We start from the raw sequence: 22,568 nt of genomic DNA, 5'->3' as shown, positions 1-22,568 counted from the left end.
AAGGGTCCCTTCCTTACACCGGACCGGTCAGGCCGCCCGGTCGGAGATCTGCTGTACGGACCAGGCGTTGCCGTCGGGGTCGGCGAAGTGGACGAAGCCGACGTTGTCCAGCGGGTCCGGCACCGGGCGCGGATTCTCGCCGAGCACCTGGATCTCGCTGACCTCGACGCCGCGCTCGACCAGCTCCGCCCGCGCCCGGCGCAGGTCGGGCACGACCAGTTGGAGGCCCTTGAGCGAGCCGGGTGGCATCTCGGGCAGCGGCCCCCTGCCGATCACGATCGAGCAGCCTGAGCCGGGCGGGGTCAGCTGCACGATTCGCGCGTCGTCGCCGAACGTCGTGTCGTGGTCGACGGCGAAGCCGAGCCGGTCGGCGTAGAACGCCTTTGCCCGGTCCACGTCGGAGACCGGCACGACCACCACTTCCAGGGTCCAGTTCATGGCTATTGGTAGCCCGTCGGGCAGCCAGGATCAAGGACCACGGCCCGGACATACGCGAGGCCCCGGCGAACCGCCGGGGCCTCGCGTGGTCCAGGAACGTCAGCAGGCGTACGCCTCCAGGCGCTGCGCCCGCTCCGGGTCACGCAGCTTCAGCAGGGTCACCTTCTCGATCTGCCGGATCCGCTCCCGGGACAGACCGAACTCCCGGCCCACCTCGTCGAGGGTGCGCTGCCGGCCGTCGTCGAGGCCGAAGCGGAGCCGGATCACGGCCTGCTCCCGCTGGGACAGGGTGGAGAGCACGATGCTGACCTCGTTGCGCAGCTCGCCCTGCGCGGCGGCGTCGCCCGGCTCGGCGCTCGGGTCGACGGCGGCGACGAAGTCGCCGAGCGCGCTCTCGCCGTCCTCACCGACCGCCTGGTCGAGGCTCACCGGCTCCCGGTCGTACGAGATCAGCTCGATGACCTGGAACTCCGGGATGTCCATGGCCCGGGCGACCTCGGCGACGGTGGGCTCGCGGCCCAGCGAGACGGAGAGCTCGCGGCGGGCCCGGACCATGCGGTTGACCTGCTCGACCATGTGCACCGGGATGCGGATGGTGCGGGCCTGGTCGGCCATGGCGCGGGTGATCGCCTGCCGGATCCACCAGGTGGCGTACGTGGAGAACTTGTAGCCCTTGGCGTAGTCGAACTTCTCGACGGCGCGGATCAGGCCGAGGTTGCCCTCCTGGATCAGGTCGAGGAAGGCCATGCCGCGACCGGTGTACCGCTTGGCGATGCTGACCACCAGGCGCAGGTTCGCCTCCAGCAGGTGGTCCTTCGCGGCGCGGCCCTGCGCGACGATCAGCCCCAGGTCGGCCCGCAACTCCGCCGAGACGGGGGTGCAGGTCGCGAGTTTCTCCTCGGCGAACAGCCCGGCCTCGATCCGCTTGGCGAGGTCGACCTCCTGGGCGGCGGTCAGCAGCTTCGTCCGGCCGATCCCGTTCAGGTATGCCCGGACCAGGTCCGTGGAGACGCCGCGCTCGTCGGTGGCGTCGAGGTCGGTCAGGGTGTCGGTGGCGCTCGCGGCCTCGGTGGTGCCGGCCGGGCGCGTCCGGTGCTCCGTCATCTGCAGGGCCATCTCAGTTTCTCCCCGTGTCCACGTCTGTGCCGTTCGATCCGGCCCAGTGGTGCCGGTGTGACACACAGCTTGGCGGGCGGGGCGTGAAACGGGAGTGAGGCGATCGGGGAACCGACACGAATTCCGTCGATGCCCTGCTCAGCGTGGGCGGCTCGTCGCCGAGCGCTGGTTGCCGCCGGCGGTTACCGTGCCAGCGGTCGGCCCGCACGGCCGGCCCGCCGGCGATGTCGGCGTACCGAACAGGTTGTGGAGGGTGTCGTGGTCTTCAAGCGGCTCATGCAGGCGATGGGTGTGGGTGGCCCGTCGGTGGAAACCGTGCTGACGAATCCGAACTGCCGCCCCGGCGGCCAACTGGAGGGCGTCATCCACGTGGCCGGCGGCGAGCACCTCGTCGACGTGTCGTACGTCGCACTGGGCCTGGTCACCCGGGTCGAGGTCGAGAGCGGCGACAACGACTACGAGACCACGCAGGAGTTCCACCGGCAGGCCGCGACCGGCGCCTTCCGGCTCGCCCCGGGGCAGCGCCACGACATCCCGTTCCGCTTCGCCGTGCCGTGGGAGACGCCGCTCACCGAGCTGTACGGGCAGCACCTGCACGGCATGACGATGGGGCTGCGTACGGAGCTGGAGGTGGCCCGCGCGGTGGACAAGGGCGACCTGGACGCGGTGGCGGTGCACCCGCTGCCGTCCCAGCAGAAGATCCTGGATGCGTTCCTGCGGCTGGGCTTCCGGTTCGCCCGGGCCGACGTGGAGCGGGGCCACATCTACGGCGTACGGCAGACCCTGCCCTTCTACCAGGAGATCGAGTTCTACCCGGCGCCGCAGTACGCCGGGGCGATCAACCAGCTGGAGGTCACCCTCGTCACCGACCCTCAGCAGATCCAGGTGGTGCTGGAGCTGGACAAGCGCGGCGGCCTGTTCACCGAGGGCCGGGACGCCTTCGGCCGCTTCACCGTCGACCACGCCACCGCGGAGCGCACCGACTTCACCCCCCAGCTCGACGGCTGGATCCGTCAGTCGCTGCAACGCCGCGGCCTCTTCTCCTGACGCCACGGTGTTCGCCGGCCTCGCCGCGGGCTCGCCGGGCCCGCGGCGCCGTCAGGCCCAGCCGTGGCGCGCGGCGTGCCAGCCGAGCTGCATCCGGGTCTCCACCCCCGCCAGGTCCATGAGGTGGCGCAGGCGCCGCTGGAGGGTCCGCAACGACAGGTCGAGCTGGGCGGCGACGACCGGGTCGGTGAGCCCGGCCAGCAGCAGCGCCATGATCTTCCGGTCGAGCTCGGTCGGGCCGTCGGCGGCCTGGCGGGCGGCGCTCTCGCCGGCGGGGGCGGTCAGCGCTGAGGAGTCGAGCGGGTGGGCGTGCCGCCAGACGCTCTCGAACAGCGCGTCCATCGCCGCCAGCAGCCCGGTGCGGTGCAGCAGCACCGCGCCGGGCTCGCCGCCGGGTACGGCGGTCAGCGGCACCAGGGCCAGCTCCGCGTCGGCCAGGACCAGCTTGATCGGCAGGTGGTCGACCACCCGCACCTCGACGCCGTCGCGTAGCGACTCCAGCGTCTCGGCGACCACCCCCGGCTCGGCCAGTGTCGGCCGGTCGATGACGACGCGGAAGCGCACCCCCTGGCCGACCGCCGCCGACTCCACCGCGTTGGCGCCCGGCGGTACGGCGATGAACGGGGTGGTGACGAAGCTGCGTACCTGCGTGCGGGCGGCGTGCTGCACCTGCGCGAACCGGTGCCGGACGGCGTCGACGCCGCTGACCACCTCGATCAGCTCGTCGATGGTGCGCCCCGCGATCGACGAGCGGTACTCCTCGGCGAGCCGGACCAGCGCGAGTTCCGCGCTGCGCAGCGCGCCCCGCTGCTCGCTGATCAGCGCCCCGAGCGCGACGGCGGGCGGCGCCACCGAGAACTGCCCGTCCGGGCCGCACTTCACCAGGCCGCTCGCCGTCAGCTGCGCCAGCGCCGCCTCGACCGTCGCGGCGGGCATCCGCAGAGCGTCGCCCAGCTCGGTCGGCCCGGCCTGGGTCCGCCGGACCAGTTGGTTGTAGACCGCCTCGTCCTCGGGGCTCAGACCCAACGCGCCCAGCATCGGTGGCTGCCTCCCTCTGCCCGCTGCGGCAGGCAGAGTATGGGACACGGGCACCGGTCCTGACCAGCCCGGAAAGGCCGACGGGCCGTCGGGAAGGGCCCCGGAACGCTCCGCGTCCCGGGGCCCCGCCAACCATCTCACCGCAGGCCGTACGCCCGGATGAGTTCCTGCCGGATGCCGAAGCCGGCGTCCGTCTTGGCGCTGGCCCGCACCGACACGAAGCCGCCCGGCTGCTTCGGCAGGGCGAGCGAGCCGGCCCAGCGGTCACCCGCGCCCTTGCTCAGGGTGACCTTCCGCCAGGTGGCGCCGTCGTCGTACGAGACGTCCAGCGTGACCGACGTGACCGTGCCGGTGCCGGTGCCGCCCGGCTGCGGCCCGGCCTTGACGCTGATCCGCTGGGTGGTGCCCGCCTTCACGTCGCCGCGCAGGTCGGTCTCCAGCGCGTAGTCGAGCTGGAGCAGCGCGAACGGGACGAAGGTGTCGGCGTTGTTCGAGCCGGAGACGAAGTCCCACTCGGTGTGCGTGCGGGTGGACAGCCGCCACCGGTCGGCCGGCCGCGAGGCGTCCAGCACCAGGCGGTACGGCAGCGTGCCGGCGGGCACCGGCGTCCACTGCAGGTCCGCGTTCCAGGTGTTCTCGTCCACCAGCTTGTCGCCCTGGTAGAGCTTGAGGTGGGTCGGCACCGAGCCCCACTCCATGTTGCCGCCGTGCTCCAGCACGTCGTCCGACGGGCTCCAGGCCTGCACGTTCAGCGTCATGTAGTCCCCGTAGCGGCTGTTGCGCACCCCGAACGCCCGGCTGAAGGCCGGCCGGACGGCCGGCGCGAACCAGTCCAGCCTGGTCGTGCTGCCCTTGGCGTACGTGTTGAGGTAGGCCGTGTCGGTCCAGCCGCCCTGGTCGTGCACCTCGTGCCAGACCACGTCGGGCGTGACCCACTCGGTGCGGGTGCCCGGGTGCGACTCGGCCTCCGGGAAGCCGAACGAGGGGCTGAAGACCATGTCGTAGCGGTAGCCGGAGCCGGGGGAGTCCACGGCCGCGTGGTAGCGGGCGTCGATCCGGCCCAGGTCCCGCTGCCGGGGGTGGTAGGCGAGCGCCCGGTCCGGCACCTGACCGGGCCAGACCCGGGCCAGGTCGTAGACGTAGTTGGCGTACGGGGTCCGCGTGACGGTCAGCTTGCGCGGCCCGCCCCGGGTCGCGGCGATGAGCTGCCTGCCGGCGTCGCGGTGCACGGTGGCGACGGGGATGGCGGACTCGCCGACCCACTCGTTGAGGATGCCGGCGCCGTCGTTGACGACCAGCAGCAGCTTCGCCCCGGCGGCCGCCGCGGCGGCAGCGCGGGCGGTGGGGTCGACCGCGTCGCTGCGGGTCACCACCACGGCCCGGCCCTTGACGTCGAGACCGGCGTACGCCTCCGGGGCGCCGGTGCCCGCGTAGACGGGTCGCAGCGTCTCGGTGCCGGCGGTGACGGTGCTGCCCGGCTGGACCGTGGCGTCGATCGGGGGCCGGCCGGGGATGCGCAGGCTCAGCATCGGCTCGCCCTTGCGCCACCGCGCCGCCATGGTGAACGAGACCGTGCCGACCCGCTCGGTCGGCAGGACGTACAGGTCGTCGTAGCGGATCGGCAGCTGGTAGGCCGCGCGGAAGTCGCTGCCGTCGGCGTACCCGACGGTGTAGTCCAGCTTGCGCTGCCGGTCCTCGGTCCGTTCCGGCGCGGTGGTGTCGAGCAGGCGGGCCCGGCGCGCGTCCAGCACCACCTCGGCGCCCCGGTCGAGCACCGTCTCCGGGTCCACCAGCAGGGCGAAGCCGAGGCGGTCGGCCCGCTCGCCGGGGACGTCCAGCACGGCCTCCACCGTGTAGGTCCCCTTCGGCAGGCGCAGCGTCCGCTCGCCGGTGACCGGGTACTGCCCGGGGTTGGGTTCGCCGGCCCGGTTCACCACGACGGTCGCGCTGGCCGGCTTGCCGTCGCGGCCGATCAGCTTGACCTTCAGGTCGTACCGTTCGTTCTCCTTGAGCAGCCCCAGCGCGGTACGGGTGACCGCCGTGCCGGTGGCGGCGTCGGTGCCGACCAGGTAGCCGGTCAGCTCGCCGTGCGCGTCGCCGCGCGGGTCCCCGGTCACCGCGACGTCGGCGCTGCCGCCCGCCGGCACGGTCACCGGGGAGGCGCCCAGCGTGAACGGGCCGCCGCCGGTCAGGGCGAGGTCGAGGGTCACGGCGGCGGTGCCGGAGTTGGTGAAGGTCACCGACCGGGTGACCGGGGCGTCGGTCGGCTCGTGCGGCCAGTCGAAGGTGCCGAAGAACGCCGAGCCGGTGGCGCGTACGGTGCCGCGCACCGCCGCCGCCACGTCCAGCCGGCCGGTGCCCACCTGGTACGGCCGGTACTCGTCGGCCAGGCCCTTCGCGCTGCTCATCAGGGCGTCCTTGAGCTGCTGCCCGGACCAGTCGGGGTGCCGCTGGGCGAGGATCGCGGCGGCCCCGGCGACGTGCGGCGTGGCCATCGAGGTGCCGTCCATGCCCTGGTACGCGCCCTCACCGGCGGCCTGCTGCGAGCGGGCCGCGACGATCCCCACGCCGGGCGCGGCGAGGTCCGGCTTGAGCGCGCCGGTGCGGGCCAGCGGGCCGGTGCTGGAGAAGCCCGCCAGCACGTCCTGCTTGTCGACCGCGCCGACCGTCAGCGCGCTCGGCGCGGTGCCGGGCGACCCGATGGTCTGCGGGCCGGAGTTGCCGGAGGCGACGACGAAGAGCGTGCCGTGCCGCGCGGAGAGCGCCTCCACGGCAGCGGTCATCGGGTCGGTGCCGTCGGTCAGCGAGCCGTCGCCGAGGCTCATGTTGACCACGTCGGCCCCGGACTCGGCCGCCCACTGCATGCCGGCGATGATCCAGGAGTCCAGGCCGTACCCGCCGTTGTCGAGCACCTTGCCGACGATCAGGTCCGCGCCCGGGGCGACGCCCCGGTTGCCGCCGCCGGAGGCCGCGCCGGTGCCGGCGATCGTCGAGGCGACGTGGGTGCCGTGCCCGTTGACGTCGGAGGTGTCCTCGCCCGGCACGAAGCTGACCTTGTCGTCGACCTGGTCGACCAGGTCGGGGTGGCCGGGGTCGACCCCGGTGTCGAGCACCGCGACCCGCACCCCGCTGCCGTCGTACCCGGCGGCCCACGCGGCGGGCGCGCCGACCTGGGGCACGCTCTCCTTCAGCGCCGCCGTCACCCGGCCGTCGAGCCAGAGCTTCGCCACCCCGCCGCCGAGGGCCCTGGCCGGTGCCGTCGCCGTGGCGGGCGCGACGGTGGACCAGAGGGTGCGGGCCTGCTTCTTCTCGGTGGACAGCGCCGCGCCCTGGATGCTGGGCAGGTCGCGGACCAGCTTCGCGCCGCGCGGTGGCGCCGGCTTCGCCGTGCGGGCCTTCGCCGGGGTGTACGCCGCGATCAGCGGCAGCGTCGGGGTCTTCGCGTCGTCGTACCCCATCTCGATGAGGTCCGTGACGTTGAACAGCCGCCGGTCGAGCTTGTCGCTGTCCAGCAGCGGCAGGGCCTCGTCGGGCAGGACGTACAGGTCGTCGCCGCTCTGGCGGAAGCGTACGCCGCCGGTGGCGTTGTCGGGCCGGTCGACCTCGGCGGTGGCCTTGCCGTCGGCGGAGGTGGTCACCGTGACCACGTCGCCGGTGATCAGGGTGACCGTGTGGATGTCCCGGGTGGCGGCGGGGCCGGCCGGCGACGGGCCGGCCGCCGTCGCCGGGGCCTGGACCGCGGCGAGGCCGGCCGCGACCATTCCGGTCGCCGCCGCGGCGGCGGTGAGCCGCCGTTTCGCGCGACCCCAGGTGAAGGGCTGTGAGGGGGATGACATGCGATGGTTCTACCGTCGTCGGCCGACCCCCGGGAACAGTTGACGCCGGCGGTGTTGCGCCACGACGGGACTCCGCCACCGGGATCCGGCGCCGGCCGCCGGCACGGCCCGTCAGATGTCGAGCAGCACCGTGCGGGGGCCGACGTTGACGCTCTCGACCAGCATGTGGGCCCGGAAGCGGCCGGTCTCCACCTTCGCGCCCCGGGTGCGCAGCGCCGCCACGACCTCCGTCACCAGGGGCTCCGCGACCTCGGCCGGTGCCGCCGCCGTCCAGCTCGGACGGCGGCCCTTGCGGGCGTCGCCGTAGAGGGTGAACTGGCTGACCACCAGGACCGGCGCGCCGGTGTCCGCCGCGGACCGCTCCTCGTCGAGGATCCGCAGCTCGTGCACCTTGCGGGCCATGGTCCGGGCGGTCTCGACGGTGTCGGTGTGGGTCACCCCGAGCAGCACCAGCAGCCCGTCGTCGATCGCGCCGACCACCTCGCCGTCGACCGTCACGGCGGCCCGGCCGACGGTCTGCACCACGGCCCGCATCAGTCGGCGACCGGCTCGATGAAGCCGCGCTCGACGAGGTGCGCGACGATCGGCCCGGCCGCCTCGGCCAGCTCCCCGGGGGCGACGTCGTGCGCGGCGGCGAGCAGGGCGAGCTGGTCGCGCAGCGGCAGCCGCCCGTCGGCCCCGCCGACCAGCGCCAGGACGAGCGGGTCGATCTCCTCGGTCCAGCGCAGGCCGTGCGGCATGGCCAGCACCTGCCGGTCCACCGCCCAGCCCTCGTCGCCCATGGTGGCCTCCTGCCGCAGCTGGAGGCCCTGAGCGGCCCGGAAGTGGGCAGCGAGCAGCCCGTCGGTGTCGCGGGCGCGCAGCCAGTCCTGGCGGTCGAACCACGCGTCGACCCGGTCGCCGAGCGGCGCCTCCACCCGCTGGCGCAGGTCCTCCACCCGCACGATCGGGTCGTCGTGGCCCGAGCGGCGCAGCGAGACGATGCCGAAGCCGACCGCCTCCACCTTGTGCGCGTCGAACCAGTCCAGCCAGTCGGCCATCCGGCGCGGGTCGGCCGCCTCGCCGACATCGGTGAGCCACAGGTTGACGTACGCCATCGGGTCGGCCACCTCACGCTGGATGACCCAGGCGTCCAGCCCCGTGCCGGCGAACCAGCCGGTCACCCGCTCGCCCCAGTCCTCCCCGGCGACGTGCACCCAGTTGGCCAGGTACTGCATGGTGCCGCCCTCGGTGAGCAGGCCCGGCGCGGCGGCGGCCAGTTCCGCGCCGATCGCGTCGCCGACGCGCCCCGAGTCGCGGTAGACGTGCGTGGTGGTGCCGGGGCCCACCACGAACGGCGGGTTGCTCACCACCAGGTCGAAGCGCCGCCCGGCGACAGGGGCGACCATGTCACCGCGGAGGAGTTCCCAGTCCTGGCCGTTGAGCGCGGCCGTGGTGGCGGCGAAGCGCAGCGCCCGCGCCGACAGGTCGGTGGCGGTGACCCGCCGCGCGTGGCTGGCCAGGTGCAGGGCCTGCACGCCGGACCCGGTGCCCAGGTCCAGCGCGGCCTCGACGGGCCGGCGGACGGTCGCGCCGATCAGCGTCTGCGTCGCCCCGCCGATGCCGAGCACGTGCTCGGCGTGCAGCGGGCGGCCGGGCCGGGCACTGGCGGGCACGTCGGCGAGCACCCACCACTCGTCCCCGTACGGCTCCAGGTCCACGCCCATCCGCAGCCCGTCGCCGTGCCGCTCGACCAGGCCCCCGGCGAGCGCCTCGGCCAGCGACAGCGGGGCCAGCGCGGCGGCCACGGCGGCCTCCGGCTCGGTCTGCTCGCAGACGAACACCCGGATCAGGGTGCCGAGCGGGTCGCGGTCCTCGGTGGCGCGCAGCGCGGCCCGGAAGTCGTTGCGGGCCACCCCGCCGGTGGCCTGCGGGCCGAGCCGGGTGGCGATGCCGTTCGAGGTGAACCCGGCCCGCGTCAGCGCGGTCCGTAGCGCCTCGACGCCGGCGGGGGAGAGCAACATGTCGTGTCCGTCCACGTCGCCATCCTGCCTGGTGCCCGGCGGCGGGGTCCGGCCACCCGGCGGATCGGAGCGGGCCCGGGCCGCACGCAGCCGGGTCACCTGCGCTCCGTCGCTGGCACGCGCATGCCGACACGTGCCCTGCCAACTGCGGCCTACGCGCCTCCGCCGGTCGCCGGTCAGGGCAGGATGGCGCCATGACGCTCGCACTGCCCATCGACCCCGAGGCCAACGAACTCGTCAACCGGGATCCGCTGGCCCTGTTGCTGGGGATGGTCCTCGACCAGCAGGTGCCGATGGAGAAGGCGTTCTCCTCGCCGTACGTGCTGGGGCAGCGCCTCGGGCGCGACCTGGACGCCCGGGAGTTGGCCGACCACGACCCGGAGGCGCTGGTCGCCCTGTTCGCCCGGCCGCCGGCGCTGCACCGGTTCCCGAAGGCGATGGCGGCCCGGGTGCAGGAGGTGTGTCGGGCCCTCGTCGACCGGTACGACGGCGACGCCGCCGGGCTCTGGTCGGACGTGGCCGACGGCCGGGAGTTGCTGCGCCGGGTCGGTGAGCTGCCCGGCTTCGGCAGGCAGAAGGCGCAGATCTTCGTCGCCCTGCTCGGTAAGCGGTTCGGGGTCACGCCGAAGGACTGGCGGGAGGCGGCCGGCGACTACGGCGACCCGGACGCCCACCGGTCGGTGGCCGACGTCACCGACGCGGACTCGCTGCGCCGGGTGCGCGAGTACAAGCAGCAGATGAAGGCGGCGGCGAAGGCGAAGTCCGCCGGGAGCTGACGCAACCGCGCCGTCGTGGCGGTCGTTGTAGGCAGGATGGCGACGACGGGCAGCCGATGACGGACGAACGCGGCGGGCGGTTGCTGCGGCCGGAGGACAGCTCGCCCCGGGCCACCTTCCTGGAGCTCTTCTTCGACCTGGTCTTCGTCTTCGCGCTGACCCGGGTCTCGCTGCGCCTGGTCGAGGGCACCGGAGGCTCCGTCGGGACGCTGCTGGCCGAGATCGGGCGCACGGGCGTGCTCTTCCTGGCCCTGTGGCTGCTCTGGTCAATCACCACCTGGGTCACCAGCCGGTACGAGCCGGAGCAGCCGGTGATCCAGTTCGTCGTGGTCGGGACGATGTTCGGCGCCATGGTGATGGCCGTGGCGCTGCCCCGGGCGTTCGAGGACCGGGCTGCCTCGTTCGTGTTGGCGTACCTGGCGGTGATGCTCGTCCGGCCTCTGATCATCGCCACGGCCCTGCGCCACCATCCGCGCCGTACGGTCCCGCTGCGGCTCTTCGCCTGGGCCGTCGCGGGGGCCGTGCCGTGGCTGACCGGGGCGGTCGGGCCGGAGGAGCTGCGCCTGCCGCTCTGGGTGCTCGCCGTGGCCGTCGACTTCGCCGGCCTGCTGCTCGGCTGGCCGCTGCCCCGGTTGGGCCCGGCGCGCACCGCCGGCTGGCTGATCGCCGGTGAGCACCTGGCCGACCGGTACCAGCAGATCTTCCTCATCTCGCTGGGGGAGACCATCCTGGTCATCGGGCTGACGTACAGCGGCGCGGAATTCACCGCCGACCGGGCCGGCGCCTTCGCGACCGCCTTCGTCACCACGGCGCTGCTCTGGCGGATCTACTTCCACCGGGCGGGTCACCTGCTCGCCGAGGCGCTGCGGGTGGCCCGGTCGCCCGGGCGGCTGGGCACCTCCGCCAGCAGCACCCACCTGGTCATCGTGGTCGGCGTGCTGAGCACCGCCGTCGGTTACGAACTGGTGATCGCGCACCCGCACGGCCGGACCGACCCGACCTGGCTGGTCTTCGTCGTCGGGGGCCCGGCGATCTTCCTGGCGGCCCGGGCCCGCTTCGAGTACGAGATCTTCGGCCGGGTGTCCCGGTCCCGGGTGGCGGGCCTGCTGGTGTTGCTCCTGCTGGGCCCGGCGCTCACCCTGGTGCCGCCGATGGCGGCCCTGGCGCTGGTCGCCGTGGTGCTGGCGGGGGTGGCGTCCGCCGACGCGCGGCGCAGCAGGGGCCGCCCGTCCGAGCCGGCCGCGTCGCCGCTCGGGCACGGCGGGACCGGCGGGGGCGAGTTTCCCGCGCCGTGAGGGGGCGGGTCAGGCGGCGGTCGGCCGGGAGAGGGCGGCCAGCGCCCGCCGGACGTCGGCGAGGGAGACCGTGGCCGAGTCGTCCAGGTCGGCCAGGCCGGCCTCGATCCACTGCCGCATGAGCGTGGTGACCCCGATGCCGCGCGCGTCGGCGGCGGCGCGGACCCGCTCGTACGTCTCCAGCGGCAGGCGCACCGAGCGGCTGACCATGGGGGTGTCGGTGTCGGGGGTGGGAAGCTCCACCTGCTGGCTCCCGTCGATCAGCTCCGCGAGCCGGTCACCGCCGCTGTGGAACTGCTTGGTCGCGTCGTTACGGTTCATCGTCACCGCCTCCTCATCGGCGAGATCTCCGCACGGCCTCGTCGTAGCGTTTCGCCTCGACGTCGCTCAGCTCGCGGGCGGAGAGGATGTCCCAGTCGTTGTCGGTGCCGTCGGCCTCGGCGAGCAGCACGGCCAGCCGGCGCCCCCGGCGGGCGGCGGCGTAGACGACCATCACGTCGTCGCCGAGGTGTCGGATGACCCGGCGGCTGCTGTGCAGCGCCTCCCAGACTTCCCCGGGCGTGACGTCGTAGACCCTCAGGTTGGCCAACGCCTCGTCGGTGAAGCTGAACCTGCTGCCCACGGCGCGAGCGTACCACGCAGGTAACACGGAGCCGGGTCGAGCGATTTTCGCTGATCACGCGCCGCAGGTGACAGGATGGGGCGTAACCCCCTCGAGGAGGTCCGTGGTGAAGCGTCAGGCGTACCAGCCGATCCTGATCACCGACGCCTCGCGCAGCCAGGACGATCAGCTCACCAGCCGTCAGAAGCGTTACGTGCTGATGATGGGCATCCGGGTGGCCTGCGTGATCGTCGGTGCCGTCCTGGTCGGCGTGCAGGCCCCGCTGCTCTGGCTCTGGCTGCCGATGGTGGCCCTGGGCATGGTGCTCATTCCGTGGCTGGCGGTGCTGTTGGCCAACGACCGCCCGCCCAAGGAGGAGCACCGGCTGGCCAACCGCTTCCAGCCGCGGCACCGGGACGAGACCCCGCCGATGAGCCTCACCGCCGAGGAGCGTCCGCACAAGATCATCGACGCCGAGCCCTGATCCCACCCCGCCCTTCCGACCCACAGGTCAGGGGGAGGGGCGGGCGCCGATCTGGGAGACCGCGAGGGCGCCGAGGTCGCCGGCGCGGCCCAGCGCCACCGCCGGCTGCGCGCCGTCGAGCCAGGCGGCCAGCAGCCCGGCCGCGAACGCGTCCCCGGCCCCCGTGACGTCGACCACCGACACCCGGCGGGCCGGCGCCACGGCCACCGAGGCGTCCCGGTCCACCCAGACCGCCCCGGCCTCGCCCTGCTTGACGACGATCCGCCGGGCGGAGGCCGACAGCGCCCGCCCCTGCGCCGCCGGGTCCAGCCCGCCGGCCAGCACCGTCGCCTCGTCGGCGTTGACCAGGAGCAGGTCGATCCCACGTACCCAGGACAGGAAGGCCGCCGCGCCGACCCGCCGCAGCGGGGCCGCGGAGGCCGCGTCGACACTGGTGGTGAGCCCGCGCTCGCGGGCGGCGGCCAACGCCCGCAGCCCCGCCGGTCGGGACTCGGCGTCCAGCAGGGTGTACCCGGACAGGTGCAGGTGCCGCGCGTCCGGCGTCGCCGTCAGGGCCGCGTCGACGTCCCCCGGGGTCAGCCGCAGGTTCGCGCCCCGCTCGGTGATCATCGACCGCTCCCCGGCCGTGGCCAGCACGATGACCGTCCCGGTGGCGCGGTCGGGGCACACCCGCGTCGCGCAGTCGACCCCCGCCCGCTCCAACTCGGCCACCCGGTCGCGCCCGGCGTCGTCGTCGCCGACGGCACCGACCAGCGTGACAGGTACGCCCTGCGCGGCGAGCCAGGCCGCGGTGTTGGCGGCCTGCCCGCCGCCGCTGAACCGGATCGCCGCCGGCGTGTCCGACCCGGTGGCCACCGGCCCCGCCAGCACCGCCACCACGTCGGTGATCAGGTCACCGACGACGAGGACGCGGCCTGCGGTCATGCCCCGGCGCGGCGGGCGGCCGCGGCGACGGCGATGCGGGCCGCGAGGTCGGCGTTGCGCAGGATGATCCGGACGTTCACCGCCAGGCTCGCCCCCTCGGTCGCCGAGTGGAAGTACGCGAGCAGGTAGGGCGTCACGGCCTTGCCGGTCACCCCGTCGCGCTCCAGCAGGGCCAGCCCGTCGGCGAGGGTACGGTCGTGCAGCTCCGGGTCGAGCTGCTCGTCGGTCGGCAGCGGGTTGGCCACGATCAGGCCGCCGTGGTGCGCGCCGTGCTGCTCGCGGGCCACCAGCACGTCCGCGACCTGCTCCGGGGAGTCCAGCGACCAGTCCAGGTCGAAGCCGCCGTCGGTGATGAAGAACCCGGGGAAGCGCCGGGTCCGGAAGCCGACCACGCCGACGCCGAGGGTCTCCAGCCGCTCCAGGGTCGCGCCCACGTCGAGGATCGACTTCACCCCGGCGCAGACCACCGCGATCGGCGTACGGGCCAGGGTGACCAGGTCGGCGGACTCGTCGAAGGTCTGCGCCGCCTCCCGGTGCACCCCGCCGAGGCCACCGGTGGCGAACACGCCGATCCCGGCGGCGTCGGCCACCGCGCTGGTCGCGGCCACGGTCGTGGCGCCGTCCGCGCCGGTCGCGGCGGCGACGGCGAGATCGCGTACGGAGAGCTTGGCGACCCCGTCGACGGTGGCGAGCCGGGTCAGCTCCGCGTCGTCCAGGCCCACCACCAGCCGCCCGCCGACCATGCCGATGGTCGCCGGGACCGCACCCGCGTCCCGGACGGCCTGCTCGATCTCGCGGGCCACCCGCAGGTTGTCCGGCCGGGGCAGGCCGTGCGAGACGATGGTGCTCTCCAGGGCGACGACGGGACGCCCGTCGCGCAGGGCGTCGGCAACCTCGCTGCCGTAGCGGATGTGAAAGTCGGTCACGTCACCACCGTACGGCCCCCGCCCGGGCGACCTGAAGTGGACCGGAGCGGGGGTGACCTGCCAGACTTGACGGTCGGAGGTGCAGAAGTGAGCACAGAGGTTCTCGAGCGTCCGGAGCTGAAGGACGCCGACACCGGTCCCGAGATGTTCCACTACGTGCGCAAGGAGAAGATCGCCGAGAGTGCCGTCATGGGCACCTTCGTCGTCGCGCTCTGCGGGGAGACCTTCCCGGTCACCAAGGCCGCCAAGCCCGGCTCGCCGGTCTGCCCGAAGTGCAAGGAGATCTACGACTCCTGGGGCGAGTGAGCGTGGGCGACCCTCCCGGTCGCGCACGTAACCTTCGCCGGTGACCACCTCCACCGCCCTGCTCCTCGCCGACCTCACCGGGGTGGCGGTCTTCGCCGCCTCCGGGGCCTCCGCGGCGGTGGCCAAACGGCTCGACCTCTTCGGCGTCGTCTTCGTCGGCTTCGTGGCCGCGCTCGGTGGCGGGATCTTCCGGGACCTGGCGATCGACGAGGCGCCGCCGCTGGCCTTCGGCGACTGGCGGTACGCCGCCACGGCCGCCGTCACCGCCGCCGCCGTCTTCTGGCTGCACCCTGAGTTCGCCCGGCTGCGCACCACCGTGCTGGTGCTGGACGCGGCCGGGCTGGCGCTGTTCACCGTCACCGGCACGGTCAAGGCCCTCGACGCCCAGGTGCCGGCGGTGGGGGCCTGCGTGATCGGCATGCTCACCGCGATCGGCGGCGGTCTCGGGCGGGATCTGCTCACCGCCGAGATCCCGGTGGTGCTGCGGCGGGAGATCTACGCCGTCGCCGCGCTCGCCGGCTCGATCCTCGTGGTGCTGCTGAACGCCCTCGGGCACGCCAACGCCGGCTGGCTCACGGCCGCGGCGGTCTTCGTCTTCCTGCTGCGCCTGGTGTCGCTGCGCCGCCGGTGGTCCGCCCCGGTGCCGACCGCGCGGCCGCCCAGGACGGGCATGCGCGGCCGGCGGGAGTGACTCAGGGCGGCGCTCGCGTCGCTCGTAACCGGGCGGAGGCGGATGGGACCGGCGTGGCCCGTATGTCGCCTGGGCCCGGCGGGGCGGCGCTGGTTATGCTGGGTCGGCCTTCGCGGCACCCACTGCGCGGAGGCGTTTTCATGGGCGGCGGTACCCGTGGCCCTCGCCCGGGGTCCGCCGTCAGGCGGTCGGAGAGGAGCTTCCCGTGGCGGCCCGGTTGCCGGCGATCGAGACATTTCCGGCACTGCGCGCATGGCAGCGCAAGGCACTCGTGGAGTACCTGCGTCGGCGGGATCCCGACTTCACAGCGGTCGCCACCCCCGGCGCCGGAAAGACCACCTTCGCCCTGCGGATCGCCGCCGAGCTGCTCGCCGACGGCACCGTCGACGCGGTGACCGTGGTGGCGCCGACCGAGCACCTGAAGACCCAGTGGGCGCAGGCGGCGGCCCGGGTCGGCATCCAGCTCGACGCCGCCTTCCGCAACGCCGACCTGCACTCCTCCGCCGACTTCCACGGCGCCGTCGTGACGTACGCGCAGGTGGGCATGGCGCCGCACGTGCACAAGCGGCGCACCCTCACCCGGCGCACCCTGGTCGTCCTCGACGAGATCCACCACGCGGGGGACAGCCGCTCCTGGGGCGACGGGGTGAAGGCGGCCTTCGAGGGCGCCGAGCGCCGGTTGATGCTCACCGGGACCCCGTTCCGCTCCGACGACAACCCGATCCCGTTCGTCGAGTACGAGCGGGGCGGCGACGGGCTGCTGCGCTCCCGCGCCGACTCGGTCTACGGCTACGCCGACGCGCTGCGCGACGGCGTCGTCCGGCCGGTGCTCTTCCTGGCGTACTCGGGGGAGACGCGGTGGCGCACCAACGCCGGGGAGGAGCTGGCGGCGCGGCTCGGCGAGCCGATGACCCAGGACCTCGTCGCGCAGGCGTGGCGCACCGCGCTGGACCCGGCCGGCGACTGGATGCCGCAGGTGCTGCGGGCCGCCGACGCCCGGCTGACCGTGCTGCGCAACGCGGGGATGCCCGACGCCGGCGGGCTGATCATCGCCAGCGACCAGCAGACCGCCCGCTCGTACGCGAAGCTCATCGCGCAGGTGACCGGCGAGCGCGCGGCGGTGGTGCTCTCCGACGACGTGGGCGCCTCGGCGCGGATCGCGACGTTCGCGGCGTCCGAGCAGCGCTGGCTGGTGGCGGTCCGGATGGTCTCCGAAGGCGTCGACATCCCCCGGCTGGCGGTCGGCGTGTACGCGACCAGCGCCAGCACCCCGCTCTACTTCGCGCAGGCGATCGGCCGGTTCGTCCGCGCCCGCCGCCCCGGCGAGACCGCCTCGGTCTTCCTGCCCAGCGTGCCGCACCTGCTCGGGCTGGCCAGCGAGATGGAGGCCGAGCGGGACCACGTGCTCGGCAAGCCCAAGGACCGCGAGGGCTTCGACGACGAGCTGCTGGAGCGCGCCCAGCGCGACGACCAGGCCAGCGGCGAGCTGGAGAAGCGCTTCGCCGCACTCTCCGCCACGGCCGAGCTGGACCAGGTGATCTTCGACGGCGCCTCGTTCGGCACCGCCGCACAGGCCGGCACCCCCGAGGAGGAGGAGTACCTGGGCCTGCCCGGGCTGCTCACCGCCGACCAGGTGGCCCTCCTGCTGACCAAGCGGCAGCAGGAACAGCTCGCGGCCCAGCGCCGCCGGGCCGCCAGGCCGGCTGAGGCGGCCGCTGCGGCTCCCACGGCGCCGCCGGTACCGATGAGTGCCGCCCAGCGTCGGGTCGCCCTACGCCGCCAACTGAACGCCCTCGTGGCCGCCCGGCACCACCGCACGGGGCAGCCGCACGGGAAGATCCACGCGGAGCTGCGCCGCCTCTGCGGCGGCCCGCCGAGCGCCCAGGCCACCATCGAGCAGCTCGAGGAACGCATCGCCACCGTGCAGACCCTCTGACGGCTGTCGCCCGGGCCGCCACCGGTGCCCGGGATCGGGCGGGCCGGGCGGATCGGGCGGGCCGGGGCGGGAAGGACGCAAAAGCCGGCCGGAGGCCCCCTCAGGGGGCCTCCGGCCGGCTATGTCGTGGGTCTGCGGATCTCAGTTCGCCATCAGATCGGCGCCACGCCAGCTGAACTCCGGGTCCGTCGCGAACCGTACGGTGATCTTCACGAGATCCTCCGCGTACTTGTTCGCGTGGTGCCCACAGAACACCAGCTCGCTCCCACCCGCCAGAGTGATCCGGAGCTTGCCGGCAGCATTGCAGCGGTCGCACCGTTCATCGGCGGCTGGGGGAGCCACCGTCTCGGGCGGCGGCGTGAGGGTCGGGGTCATCGCCTTCCTCCTCTGGTCGTCACCGATGAACACTCTCTTCGGTCTTTGCTCACCTATCGTGCAACACCCTGTCCCGGCGCTGCCTTCCCTGTGTGCCCGCGGGGGACCGAGGTCACACATGGCAGGGACAGTGTGCCGTGCACCAAGGGTGCCACGTCAACGATCACAATCGTGCAACCGAACGATCACCTTCCGACGTTGCACGCCAGGTGGTCAAAACGACACGTTCGGTTGACGATCGCGATCAGTCCAGGTAGTCCCGGAGCACCTGCGAACGCGACGGGTGGCGCAACTTGGACATCGTCTTGGACTCGATCTGCCGGATGCGTTCCCGGGTCACCCCGTAGACCTGACCGATCTCGTCCAGCGTGCGCGGCTGACCGTCGGTCAGCCCGAAGCGCAGGCGTACCACCCCCGCCTCACGCTCGGACAACGTCTGCAGCACCTGCTGGAGCTGATCCTGCAGGAGCGAGAACGAGACCGCGTCGACCGCGACCACGGCCTCGGAGTCCTCGATGAAGTCACCGAGCTGGCTGTCGCCCTCGTCGCCGATGGTCTGGTCCAGCGAGATGGGCTCCCGGGCGTACTGCTGGATCTCCAGCACCTTCTCCGGTGTGATGTCCATCTCCTTGGCGAGCTCCTCCGGGGTGGGCTCGCGGCCCAGGTCCTGGAGCAGCTCGCGCTGGATGCGGCCGAGCTTGTTGATGACCTCGACCATGTGCACCGGGATGCGGATGGTGCGGGCCTGGTCGGCCATGGCGCGGGTGATCGCCTGCCGGATCCACCAGGTGGCGTACGTGGAGAACTTGTAGCCCTTGGTGTAGTCGAACTTCTCGACCGCGCGGATCAGGCCGAGGTTGCCCTCCTGGATCAGGTCGAGGAAGGCCATGCCGCGACCGGTGTAGCGCTTGGCCAGCGAGACGACCAGCCGGAGGTTGGCCTCCAGCAGGTGGTTCTTGGCGCGCTCGCCGTCGCGCGAGATCCAGCCCAGGTCCCGCTGCATCTCCCGGGTGAGCTTCTCCTCGCCCTCGTCGGCAGCGCGCAGCCGCTCGGCGGCGTAGAGCCCGGCCTCGATCCGCTTGGCCAGCTCCACCTCCTGCTCGGCGTTGAGCAGCGGGACCTTGCCGATCTGCTTGAGGTAGGCCCGGACCGAGTCTGCGGAGGCGGTCAGCTCCGCGTCGCGACGCGCCTGCTTGAGCGCCTCGGACTCCTCGTCGTCCCACTCGAAGTCGTTGTCGCTGGCCGAGTTGGCGGCGTCGGTCTCGGCGGCACGGGTCAGCTCCGCCGGCTCCTCGACGACCACGTCCTCGATCGTGGCGGCGAGCTCCTCCGGGTCGATGTCGCCCTCGCCCTCGCCCTTGGCCTTGCCGCCGGCCTTGGCCGGCTTGACGCCGGCCGCCGCGACCGTCGCCTTGGTGGCCCGGGTCGACTTGGTCGCCTTCGCGGGAGCGGCGGCCTTGGCGGCCACCTCGGCGGTGGTGCCGGTGGCCTTGCGCGGGGCGGCCTTGCGCGGGGCGGGCGCCGGGGCCTCGTCCGCGGCAGGCGCCTGCTTCGGGGCGGGCGCGACGGCCTTCTTGGTGGTCTTGGCGGTGGTGGCCCGGGACGCGGGGGTGGCCGATCGGGCGGCGGCGACGCGGCGGCGGGTGCTCGCCGAGCCGTCGACCACCACGGTCACTCCCGCCTCGGAGAGCGCCCGCAGGATCTTCTTGGCCTGGGCCGGAGTCACCTCGGCGGACTCGACGGTGCGCGCGAGCTGGGCCGACGTGAGCTGGCCGCCGGCGCTCTGCGCGTGGGCGATCAGAGTGTCGGTGAGCGAGCGAACGTCGGCGCCGGTCTGGCGGGGTTCTGTCACGAATGACCTTCCGGAGGCGAAGAGCGAGCACGGCCGGGTCGTCCGACGCAGAGCGGGGCACGTTGCCGGGCGATGTGGTTGAGGGACCCCCGTGTCCCGGGCCGGCCGGGTCGCTGGCGGTCCGTGGCGCGTGGGCAGGGTGAATTGTAACGCCGTCCGGCGCGATCATCCTGCGGCGCACGGCGTACCGGCGACGGGGACCGCCGATTTGGCACAGAGGTGGACTTTTTGGCGATCGTACCCTGCGCGCCGAGCACGGACCGTCGGGTCGCGGCAGTCGGCGGTGCACCCGCTGAGATCTGCTCTTCGCGGTCGCCCGGGGCTCCGCGAGCCGGTGGGGGCGGCCGCCGAGGTCCGGGTTCGCCCGGGGTTCGCAGTTCGGACGGTGGCACGTGACCTCACCTGCCGCCGGTCGAACGTTGCCGCGGCCGGGGCCGCGGCGCCGGTAGGAAATGCGGCGACGCGGTCGACGCTTTCACATGGAAAACGGCGACCGCGTCGACACATAAATGCGTTACAACGCTTTCGGAGCGGGGCGACTCAGTCGATGTAGTCGTTCATCAGGGGGTTGCACCATTCGACGCCACCACTTACCAGCGTGCAGACCTTCCAGTGGATAACGGCGCGCGATACGTTGCTGGTCTCGATGCTGAAGGTCCGTTCCTGTCCCGCCCCTTCCACCGGAAGGGTGTAGTTGCCGGTCCGGGCGCCGGACCAGTAGACCTTGATCCGGGTGCCGTCCGAGGAAGAGTCCTTGACCGTGAAGGCGTTGCGCTCCGGGATGCAGCAGGCGCCGCTGTTGAACCACGCCTCGCCGTAGATCTTGGTCTGGTTGCCGTAGCGCGCGTACTGGTGGGTGGTCGCGGCGTGCGCGGCCGTGCCCGTCGCCACGATTGCGGTAAGCGCCACCCCGGTGGTGACGATGGCCCTCTTTCCCCATCGGCGTGCGTCTTCGAGCAGCTTTTCAGCCACTGCGTCCCCCGTTCTTTCAGTTGTGTGTGGCCAGCTGGTTGGAATGAACCAACTGCATTGATCAGCACCTTATCGAGCCGATTGCGGCGATGTCAATACGGAGCGAATGCGCGCCGTCACGCACTGTCCGGCGATGGATGTCGGTGCCCGCCGTGACCTGTCTGCGGCACCCCATCGACCTCGCCGGACCGGCGTCCGGTCGCCCGGTACGGGTAGGCGATGATGAGGCGTGGGCACGGCGCTGCGGAGAGACGTCGACGACGCCGGTGAGGTCGTGCCGGTACCCACCCACCACCCGCACAGAGGGGGCGACCCATGACCAGTCCGGCGCCGACGCCACAGGAACTGCTCAAGATCGCGATCGAGGTGGCCCGGGACGCGGCGGGGACCGCCCACCGGATGCGCACCGAAGGGGTCTCGGTGGCCGCGACCAAGTCCACCGTCACCGATGTGGTCACCGCCGCCGACCGGGCGGTCGAGCGGCAGGTCCTCGACGCGCTGGCGACCCTCCGTCCCGACGACTCGGTGCTCGGCGAGGAGTACGGCGGGGCCGCGGCGGGCGGGCCCGGCAGCGGGGTCCGCTGGATCGTCGACCCGATCGACGGCACCGTGAACTACCTGTACGGCCTGCCGCACTCCGCGGTCTCGCTGGCCGCCGAGGTGGACGGCACCGTGGTCGCCGGGGTGGTGCGCAACATCAGCACGGGCGACGAGTGGACGGCCACCGCGGGCGGCGGCGCCTGGCGCGGCGGTACGCGGCTGCGCTGCTCCACCGAGACGGACCTCGGCCAGGCGCTGGTGGCCACCGGCTTCGGGTACGACCCGCGGCGTCGGGCGCACCAGGCCCGCGTGGTGGCCGACCTGATCCCGCACGTGCGGGACATCCGGCGGCTCGGTGCCGCCGCGATCGACCTCTGCTACGCCGCGGAGGGCCGGGTGGACGCGTACTACGAGAAGGGCCTCGCGGCCTGGGACCTCGCGGCGGGCGGCCTGGTGGCCCATGAGGCCGGCCTGCGGGTCGACGGGCTGCGCGGGGTGCCGGCCGGACCGGACATGGTGGTCGCCGCCCCACCGGCGCTGTTCGAGCCGCTGCACGCCCGCCTCGCCGACCTCGACGCGTCCGGCGGTCCCTGACCGGCCGGACGGCGGTCCGGTCCCGCCGGCGGCGACGCGGAGGCGCCCCCACGCGGCCTCGGGAGAGCTTCCCCACGAGGCGTCCGGTCCGGTCGGCGCGCCGCGGTGGCGGTCACTCCTTCGGTGCCGGGCAGGAGCCGGGTGGCGCTACCGGCGAGCCCAGGTCGCCGAGGGACTGGTTGACCTCGGTGGTGGTGGCGAGCTGCTGGAAGGACCCGCCCAGCACCACGTCGACCGTGTCGTCCGTGCGCTTCGCGTCGTACACCGTGTCGGCGTCGTCGAGGAAGTAGGCTCGCAGCACGTGCGCCGAGCCCACGCCCTTCGGGCCGTACCGCAACACCGCTATGTCGTCGATCTTCTTCTTCTCCTCGCCGATCTTCTTGACCTGGAACTGCCGGTTGCGGAACTCGTCGCCGATCTGGCGGGCGAGGCCCGGCTGCTCGCTGGCGTTGAGAACGTTGATCTTGACATCCTTGCGCTCAGGTAGTGCGGTGTTCGCCAGCGGCCACCCCTCCGGGCAGCCCGCGGCGACGCCCGCCCCGCTCTGTGTGTCGCGGACCAGGGCCACGACCACGAAGACCAGGGCCACCAGCGCCAGTAGTCCGACGACAACGAGTGCTCGCACTCGCGCAAAGCTCATCAGGGCGCTCCCCAGACAGACGTGGTGGTGGCGACCGTCGGCGGTCGGGCCGCCCCGCCGGCCGCCGGAGTACGCCGCTGAGGTTAACGGGTGTCCGGCGGTCGCGTGGAAACAGCCGGACATGCCGGCGCGCCATCCAGGAACCGGGTACTACTACCCCTATCTTCGTGTCGCCTGA

Annotated in this window: 22 protein-coding genes; 8 read left to right on the top strand and 14 right to left on the bottom strand. The window is 73.3% G+C overall.

The features are described from left to right. Nucleotides 1-27: 27 nt before the first annotated feature. On the bottom strand, nucleotides 28-438 hold the full coding sequence (locus RM555_RS21720; RefSeq protein WP_132233001.1) for a VOC family protein: 411 nt from the start codon (nucleotides 436-438) through the stop codon (nucleotides 28-30). Between the two features lie 99 nt (nucleotides 439-537). After that, the gene (gene sigB, locus RM555_RS21715) at nucleotides 538-1,554 is read right to left on the bottom strand and encodes an RNA polymerase sigma factor SigB (protein WP_370518890.1); all 1,017 of its coding nucleotides are present in this window, start codon (nucleotides 1,552-1,554) and stop codon (nucleotides 538-540) included. A 258-nt stretch (nucleotides 1,555-1,812) separates the two neighbouring features. On the opposite strand from sigB, the gene RM555_RS21710 reads away from it, so the two are divergent. After that, a complete protein-coding gene (locus RM555_RS21710) occupies nucleotides 1,813-2,601 on the top strand; it encodes a sporulation protein (protein ID WP_311413479.1) in 789 nt (262 codons plus the stop codon). Nucleotides 2,602-2,652: 51 nt separating this feature from the next. Here the strand turns inward: RM555_RS21710 and RM555_RS21705 are convergent, their stop codons facing one another. The 4 genes from RM555_RS21705 to RM555_RS21690 form a co-directional block, all read right to left on the bottom strand. Further along, nucleotides 2,653-3,639, bottom strand: coding sequence for a transcriptional regulator TrmB (locus tag RM555_RS21705; RefSeq protein WP_311413463.1), 987 nt, complete (start codon nucleotides 3,637-3,639; stop codon nucleotides 2,653-2,655). Between the two features lie 137 nt (nucleotides 3,640-3,776). Further along, nucleotides 3,777-7,475, bottom strand: coding sequence for a S8 family serine peptidase (locus RM555_RS21700; protein WP_311413462.1), 3,699 nt, complete (start codon nucleotides 7,473-7,475; stop codon nucleotides 3,777-3,779). A 111-nt stretch (nucleotides 7,476-7,586) separates the two neighbouring features. After that, nucleotides 7,587-8,009, bottom strand: a complete 423-nt coding sequence (dtd, locus tag RM555_RS21695; protein ID WP_311413461.1) for a D-aminoacyl-tRNA deacylase — start codon at nucleotides 8,007-8,009, stop codon at nucleotides 7,587-7,589. Next, a complete protein-coding gene (locus RM555_RS21690) occupies nucleotides 8,009-9,493 on the bottom strand; it encodes a DUF7782 domain-containing protein (RefSeq protein ID WP_311413460.1) in 1,485 nt (494 codons plus the stop codon). The genes dtd and RM555_RS21690 overlap by 1 nt, the downstream gene beginning before the upstream one ends. Nucleotides 9,494-9,672: 179 nt before the next feature. On the opposite strand from RM555_RS21690, the gene RM555_RS21685 reads away from it, so the two are divergent. Both RM555_RS21685 and RM555_RS21680 read left to right on the top strand, forming a co-directional pair. Continuing rightward, nucleotides 9,673-10,254 carry an HhH-GPD-type base excision DNA repair protein gene (locus RM555_RS21685; RefSeq protein ID WP_311413459.1) on the top strand — a complete coding sequence of 194 codons (582 nt, stop codon included), beginning with the start codon at nucleotides 9,673-9,675 and terminating at the stop codon, nucleotides 10,252-10,254. Between the two features lie 56 nt (nucleotides 10,255-10,310). Beyond that, nucleotides 10,311-11,549, top strand: coding sequence for a low temperature requirement protein A (locus RM555_RS21680; protein WP_311413458.1), 1,239 nt, complete (start codon nucleotides 10,311-10,313; stop codon nucleotides 11,547-11,549). Nucleotides 11,550-11,558: 9 nt separating this feature from the next. On the opposite strand, the gene RM555_RS21675 is transcribed toward RM555_RS21680, so the two are convergent. Both RM555_RS21675 and RM555_RS21670 read right to left on the bottom strand, forming a co-directional pair. Next, the gene (locus RM555_RS21675) at nucleotides 11,559-11,870 is read right to left on the bottom strand and encodes a hypothetical protein (protein WP_311413457.1); all 312 of its coding nucleotides are present in this window, start codon (nucleotides 11,868-11,870) and stop codon (nucleotides 11,559-11,561) included. 13 nt (nucleotides 11,871-11,883) lie between these two features. After that, the gene (locus RM555_RS21670) at nucleotides 11,884-12,171 is read right to left on the bottom strand and encodes a hypothetical protein (RefSeq protein WP_311413456.1); all 288 of its coding nucleotides are present in this window, start codon (nucleotides 12,169-12,171) and stop codon (nucleotides 11,884-11,886) included. 106 nt (nucleotides 12,172-12,277) lie between these two features. On the opposite strand from RM555_RS21670, the gene RM555_RS21665 reads away from it, so the two are divergent. Continuing rightward, nucleotides 12,278-12,634 carry a DUF3099 domain-containing protein gene (locus RM555_RS21665; protein ID WP_132233017.1) on the top strand — a complete coding sequence of 119 codons (357 nt, stop codon included), beginning with the start codon at nucleotides 12,278-12,280 and terminating at the stop codon, nucleotides 12,632-12,634. Nucleotides 12,635-12,661: 27 nt separating this feature from the next. Here RM555_RS21665 and RM555_RS21660 read toward each other — a convergent pair whose 3' ends face one another. Beyond that, nucleotides 12,662-13,558: a carbohydrate kinase family protein gene (locus RM555_RS21660; RefSeq protein WP_311413455.1), complete on the bottom strand. Its 897-nt coding sequence runs from the start codon at nucleotides 13,556-13,558 to the stop codon at nucleotides 12,662-12,664. Next, on the bottom strand, nucleotides 13,555-14,484 hold the full coding sequence (locus RM555_RS21655) for a pseudouridine-5'-phosphate glycosidase (protein WP_311413454.1): 930 nt from the start codon (nucleotides 14,482-14,484) through the stop codon (nucleotides 13,555-13,557). The genes RM555_RS21660 and RM555_RS21655 overlap by 4 nt, the downstream gene beginning before the upstream one ends. 87 nt (nucleotides 14,485-14,571) lie before the next feature. Between RM555_RS21655 and RM555_RS21650 the strand changes: the two genes are divergently transcribed. From RM555_RS21650 to RM555_RS21640, 3 genes are all read left to right on the top strand, one after another. Next, the gene (locus tag RM555_RS21650) at nucleotides 14,572-14,790 is read left to right on the top strand and encodes a DUF3039 domain-containing protein (protein WP_089001394.1); all 219 of its coding nucleotides are present in this window, start codon (nucleotides 14,572-14,574) and stop codon (nucleotides 14,788-14,790) included. A 40-nt stretch (nucleotides 14,791-14,830) separates the two neighbouring features. Then, a complete protein-coding gene (locus RM555_RS21645; RefSeq protein ID WP_311413453.1) occupies nucleotides 14,831-15,481 on the top strand; it encodes a trimeric intracellular cation channel family protein in 651 nt (216 codons plus the stop codon). Between the two features lie 205 nt (nucleotides 15,482-15,686). Next, a complete protein-coding gene (locus tag RM555_RS21640) occupies nucleotides 15,687-17,417 on the top strand; it encodes a DEAD/DEAH box helicase (RefSeq protein WP_311413452.1) in 1,731 nt (576 codons plus the stop codon). Between the two features lie 141 nt (nucleotides 17,418-17,558). On the opposite strand, the gene RM555_RS21635 is transcribed toward RM555_RS21640, so the two are convergent. The 3 genes from RM555_RS21635 to RM555_RS21625 all read right to left on the bottom strand — a co-directional run bounded on the left by RM555_RS21635 (nucleotide 17,559) and on the right by RM555_RS21625 (nucleotide 20,616). Beyond that, nucleotides 17,559-17,792, bottom strand: a complete 234-nt coding sequence (locus RM555_RS21635; RefSeq protein WP_074474066.1) for a DUF7455 domain-containing protein — start codon at nucleotides 17,790-17,792, stop codon at nucleotides 17,559-17,561. Nucleotides 17,793-18,036: 244 nt separating this feature from the next. Further along, nucleotides 18,037-19,644: an RNA polymerase sigma factor gene (locus tag RM555_RS21630; protein WP_311413451.1), complete on the bottom strand. Its 1,608-nt coding sequence runs from the start codon at nucleotides 19,642-19,644 to the stop codon at nucleotides 18,037-18,039. A 540-nt stretch (nucleotides 19,645-20,184) separates the two neighbouring features. Next, complete coding sequence (locus RM555_RS21625; RefSeq protein WP_311413450.1) at nucleotides 20,185-20,616, bottom strand: hypothetical protein; 432 nt, start codon at nucleotides 20,614-20,616, stop codon at nucleotides 20,185-20,187. Nucleotides 20,617-20,931: 315 nt separating this feature from the next. Between RM555_RS21625 and RM555_RS21620 the strand changes: the two genes are divergently transcribed. Next, on the top strand, nucleotides 20,932-21,750 hold the full coding sequence (locus tag RM555_RS21620; RefSeq protein ID WP_311413449.1) for an inositol monophosphatase family protein: 819 nt from the start codon (nucleotides 20,932-20,934) through the stop codon (nucleotides 21,748-21,750). 112 nt (nucleotides 21,751-21,862) lie between these two features. On the opposite strand, the gene RM555_RS21615 is transcribed toward RM555_RS21620, so the two are convergent. Then, the gene (locus tag RM555_RS21615; RefSeq protein WP_311413448.1) at nucleotides 21,863-22,375 is read right to left on the bottom strand and encodes a LytR C-terminal domain-containing protein; all 513 of its coding nucleotides are present in this window, start codon (nucleotides 22,373-22,375) and stop codon (nucleotides 21,863-21,865) included. Between the last annotated feature and the right edge of the window lie 193 nt (nucleotides 22,376-22,568).

Origin of the sequence: Micromonospora reichwaldensis (genome assembly GCF_031845925.1) — a bacterium.
GTDB classification, from domain to species: Bacteria; Actinomycetota; Actinomycetes; order Mycobacteriales; family Micromonosporaceae; genus Micromonospora; species Micromonospora reichwaldensis.
Note: the sequence above shows the minus strand (reverse complement) of the source record. Positions and strands in the feature narration are given on the sequence as shown.